Origin of the sequence: Mycolicibacterium moriokaense, from assembly GCF_010726085.1 — a bacterium.
Taxonomy (GTDB): Bacteria; Actinomycetota; Actinomycetes; order Mycobacteriales; family Mycobacteriaceae; genus Mycobacterium; species Mycobacterium moriokaense.
Window position 1 is genome coordinate 3,209,692 of the sequence record NZ_AP022560.1, and the last position, 17,590, is coordinate 3,227,281.

General features: G+C 67.3%; 17 protein-coding genes. 13 read left to right on the forward strand and 4 right to left on the reverse strand.

The features are described from left to right. Nucleotides 1-13: 13 nt before the first annotated feature. The 9 genes from G6N43_RS15610 to argH all read left to right on the forward strand — a co-directional run bounded on the left by G6N43_RS15610 (nucleotide 14) and on the right by argH (nucleotide 8,930). On the forward strand, nucleotides 14-382 hold the full coding sequence (locus tag G6N43_RS15610; RefSeq protein ID WP_083152831.1) for a SpoIIAA family protein: 369 nt from the start codon (nucleotides 14-16) through the stop codon (nucleotides 380-382). Between the two features lie 111 nt (nucleotides 383-493). Then, the gene (argC, locus tag G6N43_RS15615; protein WP_083152830.1) at nucleotides 494-1,543 is read left to right on the forward strand and encodes an N-acetyl-gamma-glutamyl-phosphate reductase; all 1,050 of its coding nucleotides are present in this window, start codon (nucleotides 494-496) and stop codon (nucleotides 1,541-1,543) included. 20 nt (nucleotides 1,544-1,563) lie between these two features. Beyond that, the gene (argJ, locus tag G6N43_RS15620; protein WP_083152935.1) at nucleotides 1,564-2,760 is read left to right on the forward strand and encodes a bifunctional glutamate N-acetyltransferase/amino-acid acetyltransferase ArgJ; all 1,197 of its coding nucleotides are present in this window, start codon (nucleotides 1,564-1,566) and stop codon (nucleotides 2,758-2,760) included. Then, complete coding sequence (gene argB, locus G6N43_RS15625; RefSeq protein ID WP_083152829.1) at nucleotides 2,757-3,659, forward strand: acetylglutamate kinase; 903 nt, start codon at nucleotides 2,757-2,759, stop codon at nucleotides 3,657-3,659. Before argJ ends, argB begins: the two co-directional genes overlap by 4 nt. Further along, nucleotides 3,656-4,828, forward strand: a complete 1,173-nt coding sequence (locus G6N43_RS15630) for an acetylornithine transaminase (RefSeq protein ID WP_083152828.1) — start codon at nucleotides 3,656-3,658, stop codon at nucleotides 4,826-4,828. Before argB ends, G6N43_RS15630 begins: the two co-directional genes overlap by 4 nt. Further along, on the forward strand, nucleotides 4,825-5,748 hold the full coding sequence (argF, locus tag G6N43_RS15635; protein WP_083152827.1) for an ornithine carbamoyltransferase: 924 nt from the start codon (nucleotides 4,825-4,827) through the stop codon (nucleotides 5,746-5,748). Before G6N43_RS15630 ends, argF begins: the two co-directional genes overlap by 4 nt. Next, the gene (locus tag G6N43_RS15640; RefSeq protein WP_083152826.1) at nucleotides 5,745-6,239 is read left to right on the forward strand and encodes an arginine repressor; all 495 of its coding nucleotides are present in this window, start codon (nucleotides 5,745-5,747) and stop codon (nucleotides 6,237-6,239) included. Before argF ends, G6N43_RS15640 begins: the two co-directional genes overlap by 4 nt. Continuing rightward, nucleotides 6,239-7,438 (forward strand): argininosuccinate synthase, encoded by a 1,200-nt coding sequence (locus G6N43_RS15645; RefSeq protein ID WP_083152825.1) that lies wholly within the window; start codon nucleotides 6,239-6,241, stop codon nucleotides 7,436-7,438. The genes G6N43_RS15640 and G6N43_RS15645 overlap by 1 nt, the downstream gene beginning before the upstream one ends. Nucleotides 7,439-7,517: 79 nt before the next feature. Then, on the forward strand, nucleotides 7,518-8,930 hold the full coding sequence (gene argH, locus G6N43_RS15650; protein WP_083152824.1) for an argininosuccinate lyase: 1,413 nt from the start codon (nucleotides 7,518-7,520) through the stop codon (nucleotides 8,928-8,930). A gap of 56 nt (nucleotides 8,931-8,986) precedes the next feature. Here the strand turns inward: argH and G6N43_RS15655 are convergent, their stop codons facing one another. Beyond that, the gene (locus G6N43_RS15655; RefSeq protein WP_083152823.1) at nucleotides 8,987-10,735 is read right to left on the reverse strand and encodes an ABC-F family ATP-binding cassette domain-containing protein; all 1,749 of its coding nucleotides are present in this window, start codon (nucleotides 10,733-10,735) and stop codon (nucleotides 8,987-8,989) included. Between the two features lie 143 nt (nucleotides 10,736-10,878). Here G6N43_RS15655 and G6N43_RS15660 point away from each other — a divergent pair, with 143 nt between their 5' ends. The 3 genes from G6N43_RS15660 (at nucleotide 10,879) to G6N43_RS15670 (ending at nucleotide 14,775) form a co-directional block, all read left to right on the forward strand. Further along, a complete protein-coding gene (locus G6N43_RS15660; protein WP_083152822.1) occupies nucleotides 10,879-13,839 on the forward strand; it encodes an acyl-CoA synthetase in 2,961 nt (986 codons plus the stop codon). 102 nt (nucleotides 13,840-13,941) lie between these two features. Then, nucleotides 13,942-14,550 carry a hypothetical protein gene (locus G6N43_RS15665; protein WP_083152821.1) on the forward strand — a complete coding sequence of 203 codons (609 nt, stop codon included), beginning with the start codon at nucleotides 13,942-13,944 and terminating at the stop codon, nucleotides 14,548-14,550. 9 nt (nucleotides 14,551-14,559) lie between these two features. Further along, nucleotides 14,560-14,775: a Trm112 family protein gene (locus G6N43_RS15670; RefSeq protein ID WP_083152820.1), complete on the forward strand. Its 216-nt coding sequence runs from the start codon at nucleotides 14,560-14,562 to the stop codon at nucleotides 14,773-14,775. On the opposite strand, the gene G6N43_RS15675 is transcribed toward G6N43_RS15670, so the two are convergent. From G6N43_RS15675 to G6N43_RS15685, 3 genes are read right to left on the reverse strand one after another with little or no spacing between them, the layout of a single operon-like run. Continuing rightward, nucleotides 14,758-15,372: a TetR/AcrR family transcriptional regulator gene (locus G6N43_RS15675; RefSeq protein WP_083152819.1), complete on the reverse strand. Its 615-nt coding sequence runs from the start codon at nucleotides 15,370-15,372 to the stop codon at nucleotides 14,758-14,760. The genes G6N43_RS15670 and G6N43_RS15675 overlap by 18 nt on opposite strands. A gap of 5 nt (nucleotides 15,373-15,377) precedes the next feature. Then, a complete protein-coding gene (locus G6N43_RS15680; RefSeq protein WP_083152818.1) occupies nucleotides 15,378-16,205 on the reverse strand; it encodes an ABC transporter permease in 828 nt (275 codons plus the stop codon). Then, complete coding sequence (locus tag G6N43_RS15685; protein ID WP_083152817.1) at nucleotides 16,130-16,903, reverse strand: ABC transporter ATP-binding protein; 774 nt, start codon at nucleotides 16,901-16,903, stop codon at nucleotides 16,130-16,132. Before G6N43_RS15685 ends, G6N43_RS15680 begins: the two co-directional genes overlap by 76 nt. Before the next feature lie 3 nt (nucleotides 16,904-16,906). On the opposite strand from G6N43_RS15685, the gene G6N43_RS15690 reads away from it, so the two are divergent. Further along, a complete protein-coding gene (locus tag G6N43_RS15690; protein WP_110810425.1) occupies nucleotides 16,907-17,578 on the forward strand; it encodes a DNA-3-methyladenine glycosylase in 672 nt (223 codons plus the stop codon). The last annotated feature ends 12 nt before the right edge of the window (nucleotides 17,579-17,590 follow it).

Consider the following 17,590-nt stretch of genomic DNA (forward strand, 5'->3'; position numbering starts at 1 on the left):
GTAGTACGGAAGCATGATTGAAGTACTTCAAGACATGCCCGCAGGAGTCGCAGGCATTCGGGTGTCCGGGAAGGTCACCGGCGACGACATCACTGCTTTCAAGCCGGAGATGGAAAAGATGCTCGAGCCCGACGAACTCAGGTTCGTCGAGGTCATCGGGCCCGATTACGAGGGCTTCGGGCCCGGGGGTCTGGTCGAGGATCTCAAGCAGGGCTTCGGCTCGCTGTTCAAGCACCACGGGGCGTTCAAGCGCGTCGCGGTCGTCACCGACAAGGAGTGGGTCACCCACACCGTGCATGCGTTGGGCTGGCTGGTGCCCGGTGACATCGAGGTCTTCGGCCTCGACGAGTTGGAGAAGGCCAAACAGTGGGCAGCCGGCTGACTGTTTTCTGCCGAGCAGACGCAGAGCGCGCGTTATTTCCGGCGTGTCGTCGCCCTTTGCGTCTGTTCGCCAACGCGGATGAATAATGAATTTGCATAGCGATGCATAAAAATGCAGAATCTCTGCATGACTTCCGTCGCGGTCGCCGGTGCCAGCGGATATGCCGGTGGCGAGATTCTGCGGCTACTCCTCGGTCACCCCGCCTACGCCGACGGCCGCCTGACCATCGGCGCGCTCACGGCCGCCGCCAGCGCGGGCACTCTGTTGGGGGAGCACCACCCGCACCTGTTACCCCTGGCCAACCGGGCGCTGGAAGCCACTGGTGCCGACACGTTGCGCGGCCACGACGTGGTGTTCCTCGCGCTTCCCCACGGCCATTCGGCCGCGCTGGCCGACCAGCTGGGTGACGACACGATCATCGTCGACTGCGGCGCCGACTTCCGGCTCACCGACGCCGGTGCGTGGGAGCGCTTTTACGGCTCGGCGCACGCGGGCAGCTGGCCCTACGGGTTACCTGAACTGCCCGGTGCCCGTGACCGACTCCGCGGGGCCACCCGCATCGCCGTCCCCGGCTGCTATCCGACCGCGGCGCTGCTCGCCCTGTGGCCGGCGATCGCCGAGGACCTCATCGAGCCCGCCGTCACCGTCGTCGCTGTCAGCGGTACCTCCGGCGCGGGGCGGGCCGCGAAGACCGATCTGCTCGGTTCGGAGGTCATCGGCTCGGCGCGGGCCTACAACGTCGGTGGCAAGCATCGGCATACCCCCGAGATCGCGCAGGGGCTGAAGGCCGTCACCGACAAGGACGTCACCGTATCGTTCACGCCGGTGCTCATCCCGACGTCGCGCGGCATCCTGGCCACCTGCACCGCCAGGACCACCGCGCCGCTGTCGCAGATCCGCGGAGCATACGAGAAGGCTTACGACGCAGAACCTTTCATCCACCTGCTGCCCGAAGATCAACTGCCCAAGACTGGTGCGGTGATCGGCAGCAACGCCGCCCAACTCGCGGTCGCCGTCGACGAGGATGCGTCGACGTTCATCGGCATCGCCGCCATCGACAACCTCGTCAAGGGCACCGGCGGCGCGGCCGTGCAATCGATGAACCTCGCGCTGGGCTGGCCTGAGACAGAAGGACTTTCGATCGTGGGAGTGGCGCCGTGACCTCTGAAGCGCCGACCAACATGACGCGGCTGGTCCGCACGCAGGGCGTGACGGCACCCGAGGGTTTCCGTGCGACGGGAATCGCCGCGGGCATCAAGGCGTCCGGTGCGCTCGACCTGGCGCTGGTGTTCAACGAGGGCCCTGACTATGCCGCCGCGGGCGTGTTCACCCGCAACCAGGTGAAGGCGGCGCCGGTGCTGTGGACGAAGCAGGTGCTCACCACCGGCCGGCTGCGCGCGGTCATCCTCAACTCCGGTGGCGCGAACGCCTGCACCGGCTCGCTGGGCTTCCAGGACACCCATGCCACCGCGGAGGCCGTCGCCGCCGCGCTGTCCGACTGGGGAACCGAGACCGGACCCATCGAGGTCGCCGTCTGTTCCACTGGGCTCATCGGCGACCGTCTGCCGATGGACAAGGTGCTGGCCGGTGTCACCGAGATCGTGCACGAGATGCACGGCGGACTGACCGGTGGCGAAGAGGCCGCCAGGGCCATCATGACCACCGACACCGTGCCCAAACAGGTTGCGCTGCACCACAGTGACAAGTGGACGATCGGCGGCATGGCCAAGGGAGCGGGCATGCTGGCGCCGTCGCTGGCGACCATGCTGTGCGTCATCACCACCGATGCCGTCGCCAATGCGGATGCGCTCGATCAGGCACTACGCAACGCGACGGCCAAGACATTCGACCGGCTCGACGTCGACGGCAGCTGCTCCACCAATGACACGGTGTTGATCCTGGCTTCCGGCGCCAGCGAGATCGAGCCCAGTCAAAGCGATCTCGACGACGCCCTACTGCGCGTCTGCGACGACCTGTGCGCACAACTGCAGGCCGACGCCGAAGGCGTCACCAAGCGCATCGTCATCACCGTGACGGGTGCGGCGTCGGAGGACGATGCGGTGACCGCTGCCCGGCTGGTCGCACGCGACAGCCTGGTCAAGACCGCGTTGTTCGGGTCGGACCCGAACTGGGGCCGTGTGCTCGCCGCCGTCGGGATGGTGCCCTTTCCGCTTGATGCAGACAAGATCACGGTGTCGTTCAACGGATTCCCGGTGTGCGCGAACCTCACCGGCCTGCCAGGTGCCCGTGACGTCGATCTGTCCGGCGAGGACATCGATGTCACGGTCGACCTGGGTGTCGGCAGCGGGCGGGCGTCGATCCGCACCACAGACCTGTCGCACGCCTACGTCGAAGAGAACTCGGCGTACAGCTCATGACTTCGCCCGATGTCGCCGCCAAAACGGCTCCGCCAGCGACGCCCGTCAAGGCGCAGGTACTCGCCGCGGCCCTGCCGTGGCTGAAACAGTTGCACGATAAGATCGTCGTGGTTAAGTACGGCGGCAACGCGATGACCGACGACACGCTGAAGGCCGCGTTCGCCGCCGACATGGTGTTCCTGCGTAATTGCGGCATCCACCCCGTCGTCGTTCACGGTGGCGGCCCGCAGATCACCGCGATGTTGAAAAGGCTTGGTATCGAAGGCGACTTCAAGGGTGGCTTTCGCGTCACCACACCCGAGGTCCTCGACGTCGCACGGATGGTGCTGTTCGGACAGGTCGGCCGCGAACTGGTCAACCTGATCAACGCGCACGGTCCGTACGCCGTCGGCGTGACGGGGGAGGACGCGCACCTGTTCACCGCGGTGCGGCGCGAGGTGACCGTCGACGGGGTGGCCACCGACATCGGCCTGGTCGGTGACGTCGAGAAGGTGGAAGCGGGATCGCTGCTCGATCTCATTGGCGCCGGCCGTATCCCGGTGGTGTCGACGATCGCACCCGACGCGGACGGAGTTGTGCACAACATCAACGCCGACACCGCCGCGGCCGCGCTGGCCGAGGCGCTGGGCGCCGAGAAGCTGTTGATGCTCACCGACGTGGAGGGTCTCTACACCGACTGGCCAGATCGCGGCTCTCTGGTCAGCGAGATCGACACGGCGGCACTGACTCAGCTGCTGCCCAAGTTGGAGACGGGCATGGTGCCCAAGATCGAGGCCTGCCTGCGGGCGGTATCGGGAGGTGTGCCCAGCGCACACGTCATCGACGGCCGCGTCGAACATTGCGTGCTGGTTGAACTGTTCACAGACGAGGGGACGGGGACGAAGGTGGTGAGCGCATGAACCTCACGCAGCGGTGGGAAGCCGTGATGATGAACAACTACGGCACTCCGCCCCTCGCCCTGGTCAGCGGTGACGGCGCGGTGGTGACGGACGCCGACGGCAAGTCCTACGTCGATCTGGTCGGCGGTATCGCGGTCAACGTTCTGGGCCATCGCCACCCGGTTGTCATCGAAGCCGTCACACGTCAACTGAACACCCTCGGTCACACGTCGAACCTGTATGCCACCGAACCCGGTATCGCGCTGGCGGAAGCGTTGGTCGGGCTGCTCGGCGCCAGCGATGCGCGGGTGTTCTTCTGCAACTCCGGCACCGAGGCCAACGAGGTCGCGTTCAAAATCACCCGGCTCACCGGGCGCACGAAACTCGTTGCCGCCGAAGGAGCTTTCCACGGCCGCACGATGGGTTCGCTGGCGCTGACCGGCCAGCCGTCGAAGCAGGCGCCGTTCGAGCCGTTGCCCGGCTACGTCACCCACGTGCCGTACGGCGACGTCGACGCGCTCAGGGCCGCAGTCGACGACGAGACCGCCGCGGTGTTCCTTGAACCGATCATGGGCGAAGGCGGCGTCGTCGTCCCGCCAGCCGGATACCTGGTGGCCGCAAGGGAGATCACCGCCGAGCACGGCGCGCTCCTGGTGCTCGACGAGGTGCAGACCGGAATCGGCCGTACCGGCGCGTTTTTCGCGCATCAGCACGACGGCATCACCCCCGACGTCGTGACACTTGCCAAGGGCCTCGGCGGCGGGTTGCCGATCGGCGCCTGCATCGCGACCGGCGAGACGGCCGGCCTGCTGACCCCTGGCCTGCACGGCAGCACCTTCGGCGGTAACCCCGTCTGTACCGCGGCGGCGCTCGCGGTGTTGCAGGTGTTGGCCGACGACGACCTGGTCGGCCGCGCCGGCGTGCTGGGCAAGACGTTGCACCACGGCATCGAGGCGCTGGACCATCCCGTCGTCGACCATGTCCGAGGTCGCGGTCTCATGTGCGGTGTCGTCCTCACTTCCGAGGTGGCCAAGCCGGTCGAGGCGGCGGCCAGGGAGGCGGGGTTCCTCGTCAATGCGGCCGCCCCCAACGTGATTCGCTTGGTCCCCCCGCTGATCCTCAGCGAGGCACAGGTCGACGACTTCCTCAGCGCGCTGCCCGGCGTGCTCGACACCGGAGCCAAGTCATGACACGTCACTTCCTGCGCGACGACGACCTCACGCCCGAGGAGCAGGCCGAGGTGTTGGCCCTGGCGGCGGAGCTGAAGAACGCCCCGTTCAGCCGTCGCCCGCTCGAAGGTCCCCGCGGTGTGGCGGTCATCTTCGACAAGAACTCCACCCGCACCCGGTTCTCGTTCGAGCTGGGTATCGCCCAGCTCGGCGGCCACGCCGTCGTGGTCGACAGTCGCAGCACTCAACTCGGCCGCGACGAGACGCTAGAGGACACCGGCAAGGTCCTGTCGCGCTACGTCGATGCGATCGTGTGGCGGACGTTCGGCCAGGACCGTTTGACCGCAATGGCTTCCGCGGCGAGTGTGCCGATCGTCAACGCGCTGTCTGACGAGTTCCACCCGTGCCAGGTGCTCGCCGACCTGCAGACCCTGGTCGAACGCAAGGGTCAACTCAAGGGTCTGCGGATGTCGTATTTCGGCGACGGCGCGAACAACATGGCGCATTCGCTGATGCTCGGCGGAGTGACCGCGGGTATCAGCGTGACCGTCGCGGCGCCGTCCGGATTCGAGCCGCATCCAGACTTCGTTGCCGCCGCGGAGAAACGGGCCACGCAGACCGGCGCGACCGTCACCGTGACCTCTGACGCGACGGCGGCGGCCGACGGTGCCGACGTCCTCGTCACCGACACCTGGACGTCGATGGGTCAGGAGAACGACGGGCTCGACCGGGTAGGCCCGTTCAAGCCATTCCAGGTCAACGCCGACCTGCTGAGCCGTGCTGACCCGAACGCCGTTGTCCTGCACTGTCTTCCGGCGCACCGGAGTGACGAGATCACCGACGAGGTGATGGACGGACCGCAGAGCGCAGTGTGGGACGAGGCCGAGAACCGGTTGCACGCGCAGAAGGCGCTGCTGGTGTGGCTGTTGGAGCGGGTATGACGTCCGCGACGACCCGGGCGGGTCGGCAGGCCCGTATCGTGTCAATCCTGTCGTCGCAATCGATTCACAGCCAGAGCGAGCTGGCGACGCTGCTCGCCGACGAGGGCATCGACGTCACCCAGGCCACGCTGTCGCGCGACCTCGAGGAGCTCGGCGCGGTCAAGCTGCGCGGCGCCGACGGCGGAGTCGGCGTGTACGTCGTCCCGGAGGACGGCAGCCCCGTGCGGGGCGTATCCGGTGGTACCGAACGGATGTCGCGGCTGTTGGTCGAGCTCCTGGTATCCACCGACTCAAGCGGCAACCTCGCGGTGTTGCGGACGCCGCCGGGAGCCGCGCATTACCTTGCCAGCGCGATGGACCGCGCAGCGCTGCCCTACGTGGTCGGCACCGTCGCAGGCGACGACACCATCCTGGTGGTCGCGCGTGAGCCGATGACCGGCGCGGAGCTGGCAGCGAAACTCGAGAGCATCCAACAAAAGGAGATCAGCTAATGTCCGAGCGCGTCATCCTCGCGTACTCCGGTGGTCTGGACACCTCGGTCGCGATCAGCTGGATCGGCAAGGAAACCGGGCGCGAGGTCGTCGCGGTGGCCATCGACCTCGGCCAGGGCGGCGAGGACATGGAAGTCGTCCGGCAGCGTGCGATCGACTGCGGTGCGGTTGAAGCCGTGGTCGTCGACGCCAAAGACGAGTTTGCCGAGGAGTACTGCCTCCCCGCGATCCAGTCAAACGCGCTGTACATGGACCGCTACCCGCTGGTGTCGGCGCTGAGCCGGCCGCTGATCGTCAAGCACCTCGTGGAGGCCGCGCGCAAGTACGGCGGCGGCATCGTGGCGCACGGCTGCACCGGTAAGGGCAACGACCAGGTCCGCTTCGAGGTCGGATTCGCCTCGCTGGCACCGGATCTCGAGGTACTCGCGCCGGTCCGCGACTACGCCTGGACCAGGGAGAAGGCGATCGCGTTCGCCGAGGAGAACGCGATCCCGATCAACGTCACCAAGCGGTCGCCGTTCTCGATCGACCAGAACGTGTGGGGCCGTGCCGTCGAGACCGGGTTCCTGGAGCACCTGTGGAACGCGCCGACCAAGGACGTCTATGACTACACCGAGGATCCGACCGTCAACTGGAACACCCCCGACGAGGTCATCGTCGGATTCGAGCGCGGCGTTCCGGTTTCGATCGACGGGCGGAACGTCACCGTGCTGCAGGCCATCGAGGAACTCAACCGCCGTGCGGGCGAGCAGGGTGTCGGGCGGCTCGACGTCGTCGAGGACCGGCTCGTCGGCATCAAGAGCCGCGAGATCTACGAGGCCCCCGGCGCCATGGTGCTCATCACCGCGCACACCGAGCTCGAGCACGTCACGCTGGAGCGCGAGCTCGGCCGGTTCAAGCGCACCACCGACCAGAAGTGGGGCGAGCTGGTGTACGACGGCCTCTGGTACTCGCCGCTGAAGGCCGCGCTGGAGTCGTTCGTCGCCAAGACCCAGGAGCATGTGACGGGCGAGATCCGGATGGTGCTGCACGGCGGGCACATCGCGGTCAACGGCAGGCGCAGCGCGGAGTCGTTGTACGACTTCAACCTCGCCACCTACGACGAGGGCGACACCTTCGACCAGTCCGCGGCACGCGGTTTCGTGCAGATCCACGGCCTGTCGTCAAAGATCTCCGCGCAGCGGGACCTCGCCAAATGATGCCGAGCAGACGCGAAACCCCCCAATTTCACGCAAAAATGGGGGAGTTCGCGTCTGTTCGCGGAGGGGAAGCGGGCCGATGAGCACCAATGAGGGTTCGCTGTGGGGCGGTCGGTTCAGCGACGGGCCGTCCGACGCACTGGCCGCGCTGAGCAAGTCGACGCACTTCGACTGGGTGCTGGCGCCGTACGACATCGCCGCGTCGAAGGCGCACACGCGGGTGCTCTTCCGCGCCGGCCTGCTCACCGCGGAGCAGCGCGACGGCCTCCTGCTGGGGCTGGACAACCTCGCGGCCGATGTCGCCGACGGCAGCTTCACTCCGCTGGTCACCGACGAGGATGTGCACGGTGCGCTCGAGCGTGGGCTGATCGACCGCGTGGGGGAGGATCTCGGCGGCCGTCTCCGGGCGGGCCGGTCGCGAAATGATCAGGTGGCCACCCTGTTTCGGCTGTGGTTGCGCGATGCGATCCGGCGGGTCGCGGACGGCACGCTCGAGGTGGTCTCGGCGCTCGCCACTCAGGCCGCTGCACATCCGACGGCCATCATGCCGGGCAAGACCCATCTGCAGTCCGCTCAGCCGATCCTGCTGGCGCATCATCTGCTCGCGCATGCGCACCCGTTGCTCCGCGACGTCGACCGGCTGATCGACTTCGACAAGCGAGCGGCGGTGTCGCCGTACGGATCCGGCGCGCTGGCGGGGTCGTCGCTCGGGCTGGACCCCGACGCGATCGCCGAGGAACTCGGGTTCGGCTCGGCGGCCGACAATTCGGTCGACGCCACCGCATCGCGTGACTTCGCCGCCGAGGCGGCGTTCGTGTTCTCGATGATCGGTGTCGACCTGTCCCGCCTCGCCGAGGACATCATCCTTTGGAGCACAACCGAATTCGGCTATGTGACGCTGCACGACGCGTGGTCGACCGGAAGCTCGATCATGCCGCAGAAGAAGAACCCCGACATCGCGGAGCTGGCGCGCGGAAAGTCGGGCCGGCTGATCGGCAACCTCACCGGCCTGCTCGCGACACTGAAAGCGCAACCGCTGGCGTACAACCGGGATCTGCAAGAGGACAAGGAACCGGTATTCGACTCGGTCCTTCAGCTGGAGTTGCTGCTTCCCGCGATGGCAGGACTGGTCGCCACATTGCGATTCGACGTCGATCGGATGGCGGCGCTGGCGCCGCTCGGGTACACGCTGGCTACCGACGTCGCCGAGTGGCTGGTGCAGCGGGGCGTGCCGTTCCGAGTGGCGCACGAGGCCGCGGGTGCTGCGGTGCGCGCCGCGGAGGAGCGCGGCGTCGGGCTGGAAGACCTCGCGGACGCCGAGCTCGCGAGCATCCACCCGGAGCTGACGCCGCAGGTGCGCGAGGTGCTCACCATCGACGGCTCGGTCAACTCCCGCGACGCCAGGGGCGGCACCGCCCCGATTCAGGTCGCCAAGCAGCTCGGCGTCGTGCGCGACACCGCAGACCAACTGCGTCTGCGCCTCCGCCGCTAGGGCGATTTGTGTGCGTTCAGGAGCGCTGAGCGCTCGCGAATGCACACAAATCGCAGTTATTCGTCGGCGGCGGCCAGCCACGCCTCTTCGAGGGATTCCTTGCGCGCCAGCATTTCCTGAAGCTCGGCGTTGAGCTCGCCCGCACGCACGTGATCGGCGGCCGCCTCGGCCATCGACTCGTGCAACGTAGCGATCCGCTTCTCGAGCTTCTCCAGCTGACCCTCGATGCGCGCCATCTCCTTGCCCGCGCGGCGTTCCCGCGCCGACGCCGACTCGCCGCGCGGCGCGTCCACACGAGTAGGCGCATCGGGTGTCGCGGCCGCCCGATCCGCCAGGTACTGCTCGATGCCGCCCGGCAGCAGGTCGCACCGCCCACCTCCGGTGAGCGCATACGTGACGTCGGAGACCCGCTCCAGGAAATACCTGTCGTGCGTCACGACGATCAACGTGCCCGGCCACCCGTCGAGGTAGTCCTCGATGACTGTCAGGGTGTCGATGTCGAGATCGTTTGTGGGCTCATCGAGTAGCAGTACGTTGGGTTCGTCGAGGAGCAGCCGCAGAAACTGCAGCCGTCGGCGCTCGCCACCGGACAGCTCCGCCAGCCGCGCGGTCAGCTTGTCGCCGGTGAACCCGAAGTCCTTCAACAGCGTGTCGGCGGAGATCTCGCGCCCGCCGGCCAATTGTGTAATGCGGCGACGGTTTTCGACAGCGTCGATCACGCGTTCCGATCCGTCCAGCTCGGCGAGCGCCTGGCTCAGGTAGCCGATCTTCAGCGTCTTACCGCGCTTGACCGTGCCCGATGCCGGTTGCAGTTCACCCGCCAGCAGCCGCAGCACCGACGTCTTGCCGGTGCCGTTCACGCCGACGAGGCCGATGCGCGCTCCCGGCCCGATGGACCAGTCGATGCCGTCCAGTACGACATTGGGCCCGACCTCCAAGCGGACGCGATGCAGATCGAACACGTCCTTGCCGAGCCGCGTGATCGCAAAGTTCTGCAGCCCAAGCGAATCCCGCGGCGGCGGTTCGTTCGCGATCAGATCGTTGGCGGCCTGGATGCGGAACTTCGGCTTCGACGTCCGCGCGGGCGGTCCACGCCGCAGCCAGGCCAGCTCCTTGCGCATCAGATTCTGGCGACGCGCCTCGACCCCCGCGGCCAACCGGGCGCGTTCAGCGCGGGCCAGGACATAGGCCGCATATCCACCGTCGTACGCGTCGACGACACCGTCGTGCACCTCCCACGTCGTGGTGCACACCGCGTCGAGAAACCAGCGGTCGTGGCTCACCACCACCAGCGTTTTGGCGCGGCGGGCGTTCAGATGGGCTGCGAGCCAACCGATCACCTCGACGTCCAGATGGTTCGTCGGCTCGTCGAGCACAAGCACGTCGTGCCCCGCGATCAACTCCGTCGCCAGTGCCACCCGTCGGCGTTCACCGCCGGACAGCCGGCCCACCTCGCTGTCGAGCTCGACACCCGACAGCAGATGGGATACGACGTCCCGGGTGCCGGGTTCGGCGGCCCACACATGGTCGGGCCGCCCTCCTACGATCACGTCCCGCACGGTCGCGCCGCCGAACTCGTCTGTCTGCCGCAGATAACCCACCGACAACCCCGACGTATGGGTCACCCGACCGCAGTCGGGTTCGCGGGCGCGCGTCAGCACCTGCAGCAGGGTGGTCTTCCCGTCGCCATTGCGTCCGACGACCCCGATCGCGTCACCCTCGTCGACCCCGAGGCTGACGCCGTTGAGCAGCGTCCGGGTGCCATACGCGACGCTCGCGCGCTCCACGTTGATCAGATTCGCCATCGCGCCCGATGATAGGGACGCCGCCTGCCGAGGGTTAGCTGACCTAACTCAGCGCCCCGGCAATCCCGGGCTGTCGTCTCTCGGCGCTGTGCCATGATCGAAGGCGGAAATCGGAGGATTTGCAGCTAGGGGAGCGTGCGTTGGTGGACCTATCAGCACTGACCAGACCAGTGGAACGGTTGGTCGCCACCGCGCAGAACGGGCTGGAAGTTCTGCGCTACGGCGGCCTGGAGACGGGCGCTGTGCCGTCGCCGTTCCAGATCATCCAGAGTGTGCCGATGTACCGGCTGCGGCGGTACTTCCCGCCCGACAACAGGCCGGGAGCGAAGCCGCCCGGCCCGCCGGTGCTGATGGTGCATCCGATGATGATGTCGGCCGACATGTGGGACGTCACCCGCGAGGAAGGCGCCGTCGGCATCCTGCACAAGGCCGGACTCGACCCCTGGGTCATCGACTTCGGCTCGCCCGACAAGGTCGAGGGTGGCATGGACCGCAACCTCGCCGACCACGTCGTCGCACTGAGCGAAGCCATCGACACCGTGAAAGAGGTGACCGGCCGCGACGTGCACCTGGCCGGCTACTCGCAGGGCGGCATGTTCGCCTATCAGACCGCCGCCTATCGCAGGTCGAAGGATCTGGCGAGCATCATCGCGTTCGGCTCACCGGTCGACACGCTCGCCGGCCTGCCGATGAACATGCCCGCCAGCATCGCGCCTGCGGCGGCGGACTTCATGGCCGACCACGTGTTCAGCCGCATGGACATCCCCGGCTGGTTGGCGCGCACCGGTTTTCAGATGCTCGATCCGATCAAGACGGCCCAGTCACGCATCGACTTCCTCCGCCAGCTCCACGACCGCGAGGCTCTACTGCCCCGTGAGCAGCAGCGGCGCTTCCTGCAGTCCGAAGGCTGGATCGCATGGTCCGGCCCCGCGATCGCCGAACTGCTCAAGCAGTTCATCGCGCACAACCGAATGATGAGTGGCGGCTTCTCGATTCACGGTGATCTCGTCACGCTGTCAGACATCGAATGCCCTGTGCTGGCCGTCATCGGTGAGGTCGACGACATCGGTCAGCCGGCGTCGGTGCGCGGCATCAAGCGCGCCGCGCCCAAGGCGGACGTCTACGAATACGTCATCCGCGCAGGACATTTCGGTCTGGTCGTCGGAAGCAAGGCATCGTCGCAGACTTGGCCGACGGTCGCCCAGTGGGTCAAGTGGGTCGACTCCGACGGCAAGTTGCCCGAAGGCGTCAATCCGATGGCGCTACAGCCGGAGGAGCACAAGGAGAGCGGCGTCTCCTTCAGTTCGCGATTGGCGCACGGCACCTCCGCGGCGACCGAGATGGTGTTCACGCTCGCGCGGTCGGCCGCCGATGCGGTGGTCGCGGCCAACAAGTCCGCGCGCGCCATGGTGGTGGAGACGTACCGCACCCTGCCCCGCCTCGCCCGGCTGGGTCAGATCAACGACCACACCCGAATCTCGCTGGGCCGCATCATGTCCGAGCAGGCGCGCGACATGCCCAACGGCGAAGCGCTGCTGTTCGACGGTCGCGTCCACACCTACGAGGCGGTGGATCGCCGCATCAACAACGTCGTCCGCGGCCTGATCGACGTGGGGGTGCGGCAGGGCGCGCACGTCGGGGTCCTGATGGAGACGCGCCCCAGCGCGCTGGTCGCGATCGCCGCGCTGTCCCGCCTCGGTGCGGTGGCCGTCCTGATGCCGCCCGACGCCGACCTGGTGGCCGCCGCCCGGCTCGGCGCGGTCTCCGACATCATCGCCGACCCGAGCAACCTCGAGGCTGCGCGCAAGCTGGACATGCGCGTCCTCGTGCTCGGCGGTGGTGAGGCGCGCGACCTGGATCTCCCCGAGGACGCCGACGTCATCGACATGGAGAAGATCGACCCCGACCTCGTCGAGCTGCCGGGCTGGTATCGGCCCAACCCCGCGCTGGCCCGCGACCTCGCGTTCATCGGTTTCAGCTCGATCGGCGGCGAGTTGGTGCCCCGCCAGATCACCAACTACCGGTGGGCGCTGTCGGCGTTCGGCACCGCATCGGCGGCCAACCTGGGCCGCGGAGACACGGTTTACTGCCTGACGCCGCTGCACCATCAATCCGGCCTGCTGGTCGCACTCGGCGGCGCGGTCGTCGGCGGGTCGCGGATCGCGTTGTCCCGAGGCCTGCGCCCGGACCGGTTCGTCCAGGAGATCCGTCAGTACGGCGTCACCGTCGTCTCCTACACGTGGGCGATGCTGCGCGACGTCATCGATGACCCGTCGTTCTCGCTGGCGGGAAGCCATCCGGTCCGGTTGTTCATCGGCTCCGGCATGCCGACCGGTCTGTGGAAGCGCGTCATCGACGTCTTCCAGCCAGCCCACGTCGTCGAATTCTTCGCGACTTCGGACGGGCAGGCGGTGCTGGCCAACGTCTCGGGCGCCAAGATCGGCAGTAAGGGCAGGCCACTGCCCGGCAGCGGGGAGATCGCGCTGGCTGCCTACGACCCCGAGGACGACCTGATCCTCGAGGACGAGCGCGGCTTCGTGCGTCGCGCAGAGGCCAACGAGGTGGGCGTCCTGCTGGCCCGGCCGCGCGGACCGATCGACCCGACCGCCTCGATCAAACGCGGCGTCTTCGCCCCCGCGGACACGTGGGTGTCCACCGAATACCTTTTCCGGCGCGACGACGACGGCGACTACTGGCTCGTCGACAGCCGCGGGCTTGTCATTCACTCGCCGCGCGGTGTCGTCTTCGCCGCAACCGTGAACGACGCGGTCAGCCGACTTGACGCGGTCGATCTGGCGGTCACCTACGGCGTCGACGCCGGCGACCAGCATCTGGCCGTGACCGCGCTAGCACTCCGACCAGGAGGGACCATTCCATCGGCGGATCTGTCCGAAGCGCTCGCCGATCTGCCGGTCGGCAGCCCGCCCGATCTCGTGCACGTGGTGCCCGAGATGGCCCTCAGCGCGTCGTGCCGACCGCTCGTCAGCCCGCTGCGCGAGGCGGGGATCCCCAAACCGTCGCGTAACGCCTGGTACCTGGACCGCGATACGAATCGGTACAAGCGATTGACCGTCGCGGTACGCGCCGAGATCGTCGGTGGGTGACCGTCGCGGCCGTGCCGAGCGGTCGTGACGCTGTTAGGCTCCCCGCTGGCGGCAGGCCGTCGTCGGGTCGGGCAATTGGTGGTCTATCGCGCTGGAGGGTTGATGACATCGCAGACCGGTAAAGCTCGCGTCGACTGGCGCCGCGCCCTCGTCGGCGGAGTGCTCGCCGCCGGACTGATGTCGGGATTCGGTGCGTCGACGGCGTTCGCCCAGCCCGCCGAACCCACGAACCCGTCGCCCCCGCGCAGCTGCACCGGCGACGACTGCACCAAGGACGCGGAGGCCGCGGTGGCCGCCGCGGCAGGCTGCGAGCCGGACGACAAGAAGTGCTCCGAAGCGGCGAACAAGCCGAAGAAGGTGAACGGCGACCAGATCCTGCTGGCGATCTACGAGGAATACCGCTCGGGTGAGGGTGGCGGCCAGGTCTCCAAGCTGATCGACGACGCAGTGAATCTGCGCAAGCAGGGTTTCCCCATCTCCAGCGCGAACGCACAGGCGTTGCAGGACGCCCTGGACGACCGGCCCAACCAGAAGCCGCTGATCGAGGCGCTGCAGTCGGCTATTCAGTACCAGCGCAAGATCATGGAGCAGCAGGCGATGGCTGCGTCGCAGCAGCAGGGGCAATCTGGGCAAATGGGTACCGGTAGCGGCGGCGGCGCCGTGCCGATAATCCCGCCTCAGCAGGGCGGCCCCATCGCTCCGCAGGGCTGACGCGCGACCGTGCTCGACGAAAAGCTTCTTGCCATCCTCGTCTGCCCCGAGGACCGTGGTCCGCTCCTTCTGGTGGAGGACGAGTGTCTGTACAACCCGAGGCTGCGGCGCGCGTACCGCATCGATGACGGTGTTCCGGTCCTACTGGTCGACGAGGCCGTCACGGTGACCGACGACGCCGAACACAACCGGTTGCTCGGGCGGGCGTCAGGAGAAGCCGGGTAGGTCCCCGGTGAGGTAGCGCTGCAGGTTCGGGCCGATCGTTTCGGCGATCTGTTCCACTGGCAGCGATTTGAACGGTTCGAGCTCGAGAACATAGCGCGCCATCACCACGCCGACCAACTGCGAAGCGACGAATTGCACACGGATGGGCCCACTTCCGGGCGGGTTGTCCACGCGGGAGCCGACCTCCTTCGCGATGATCTCCTGCAGGAACGACCGAATGAGCGAGGTTTCGCTGCCGGCGAGGATCGATCGCAACGTGGCGAGAAATCCCTTACCCATCTCGGAGTCCCACAACGGCAACAGCAGCGACGGCAGCGTGTAGCCGATCTCCTCGACGGGGATTTCTCGCAACGGAGCGATGATCTGCATCGGGTCGATCGGGATGTGGATCGCCGCGGCGAATAGCTGGGTCTTGGTCCCGTAGTAGTGATGGACAAGCGCGGGATCCACATCTGCGTCGGCGGCGATCGCACGTATCGAGGTCTTGTCGATCCCATTGCGGGCGAACAGCTCCCGCGCACTGGTGAGAATGCGTTCGCGCGTATCCGACGTCCCCGGCGGTCGCCCGGGACGTCTGCGCTCGGTGTTGGTCGTCAAGGCCGTTACGGTGTCCTTCGTCGTAGCGTTGCCGCCGCCAGGACCATCGAAACGACCGCGAAGCCGATGACAACCGCGATGTCTCGTATCGCGATGAACGTCGGATCCGGGTACGCACCGACCTGTTGCAGCGCTTCAAGAGCGTAGCTGGCGGGCAGCACATTGCTGATCCACTGCAGCCATTCGGGCATTGCCGCGCGCGGCACGACGACTCCGCACAGCAGCAGCTGTGGCGCGATCACCAGAGGCATGAACTGCACCGCTTGAAATTCCGTGCGGGCGAACGCGCTACACAGCAGGCCCAGGCCGACCCCGAGGACCGCGTTGATGATCGCGATGAGGAATACCAGTGCGGGACTGCCCGCCGTGTCGAAGCCGAGGAGCCAGAACGACACGATGCAGGCGAGCGTGGCCTGGGCGGCGGCGGCGATCGAGAATGCGGTGCCGTATGCGGCGAGCAGGTCCAGGCGGCGCAGGGGAGTGGTGAGGATTCGTTCCAACGTGCCCGAAACCCGTTCTCGCTGCATGGTTATCGACGTGATCAGGAACATCACGATGAGGGGGAACAGACCCAGCATGATCAGGCATACGTTGTTGAACGGCGTCGGTGCACCCGGAGGGTGCGGTGCGTCCCGGAACATGTAGTAGATCAGCGTCATGATGAGACTCGGAATGAGGAGGATCATCGCGACGCTGCGGTGATCGGCGGCGAGTTGGCGCAGGATTCGCGTGGTGGTGGCCAGGTAGGCCTGCGGGCTCAGCCGGCTTCGAGTTGTCTGGTCGCGGTGCTGTGCCTGATGACGGACAGAAACGCGTCCTCCAGTGACTGACATCCCGTGTCCTCTCGCAACTTCGTGGGTGTGGTGTGCGCGAGCAGCCTGCCGTCGCGCATCAGCAGCAGGTCACCGCAGTGATCGGCTTCGTCCATGACGTGGCTCGACACGATGAGCGTCGTGCCGCGGTCGGAGATTTCGCGGAACCGCTCCCACAGTTCGACCCGTAAGACGGGGTCGAGCCCGACGGTGGGCTCGTCGAGCACCAGCAGGTCGGGGTGGGACACCAGCGCGCAGGCCAGTGACGCGCGGGTGCGTTGGCCGCCGGAAAGGTTGCCGCACAGGGCGGTTCGGTGATCGTCGAGTCCGACGGCGGCGATCGCATGGTCGGCATCCGCGTGGTCGGCGCCAGTCAGCGCCGCGAAGTAGCGGACATTGTCGATGACCCGCAGATCGTCGTAGATGGTCGGGTTCTGCGTGACGTACCCGACGCGGTGCCGCAGCTCGGCCGAGCCGGCCGGGCGTCCGAGCACCGTGACGGTGCCCGCGGCGACGATCTGGGTGCCGACGATGCAGCGCATCAGCGTCGTCTTGCCGCATCCGGAGGGGCCGAGCAGCCCGGTGATCGTGCCCCGTGCGATCTGGACCGAGATGTCGTCGAGCGCGACGCGTTTACCGCGGATGACCCGCAGATCTCGCACGTCGACCGCAATGTCGACGCCGGGGTGAAGCAATTCATCGTGCGATGAACTCATCATATGATGAATAATCCTCTGGGTCGATGGGCAAGTCAATGCCTGCTCCCGGGCAGAATCGCTGCGGTGAGTGCGCGTCAGTTGTCGGTAGACCCTCTCAGCGCAGCGCGCCGCCTGCTCGGGTCCGTGCTGATCGGGCGGGGCGTGAGCGCGATGATCGTCGAGGTCGAGGCGTACGGCGGCCCTGAGGACGGTCCCTGGCCGGACCCGGCCTCACATTCCTATCGCGGCAAGGGCGGGCGCAACGCTGTCATGTTCGGTCCCGCCGGGAGGCTCTACACCTACCGCAGCCACGGCATTCACGTCTGCGCCAACGTCGTGTGCGCCACCGATCGCGTCGCCGGTGCCGTGCTGCTGCGGGCGGTGGCCATCGAATCCGGAGCCGATGTCGCCCAGGCCCGTCGCGGTGAGTCGGTGCGGCCGGCCGCGCTGGGGCGGGGGCCCGGCAATCTGTGCTCTGCGATGGGAATCACCATGGAGGACAACGGCATTGATCTGCTCGACGCCGCCAGCCCCATCCGGCTGATGCTCGGCGAGAAGCGCGACGGTGTGGCAGGCCCGCGCGTCGGTGTCAGCAAGGCGGCCGATCGCCCCTGGCGGATGTGGCTGGCTGGACGGCCCGAGGTGTCGCTTTATCGCCGCAGCCCACGGGCACCGGCTCCCGGGGAAAGCGACTAGTACGGGAAGATC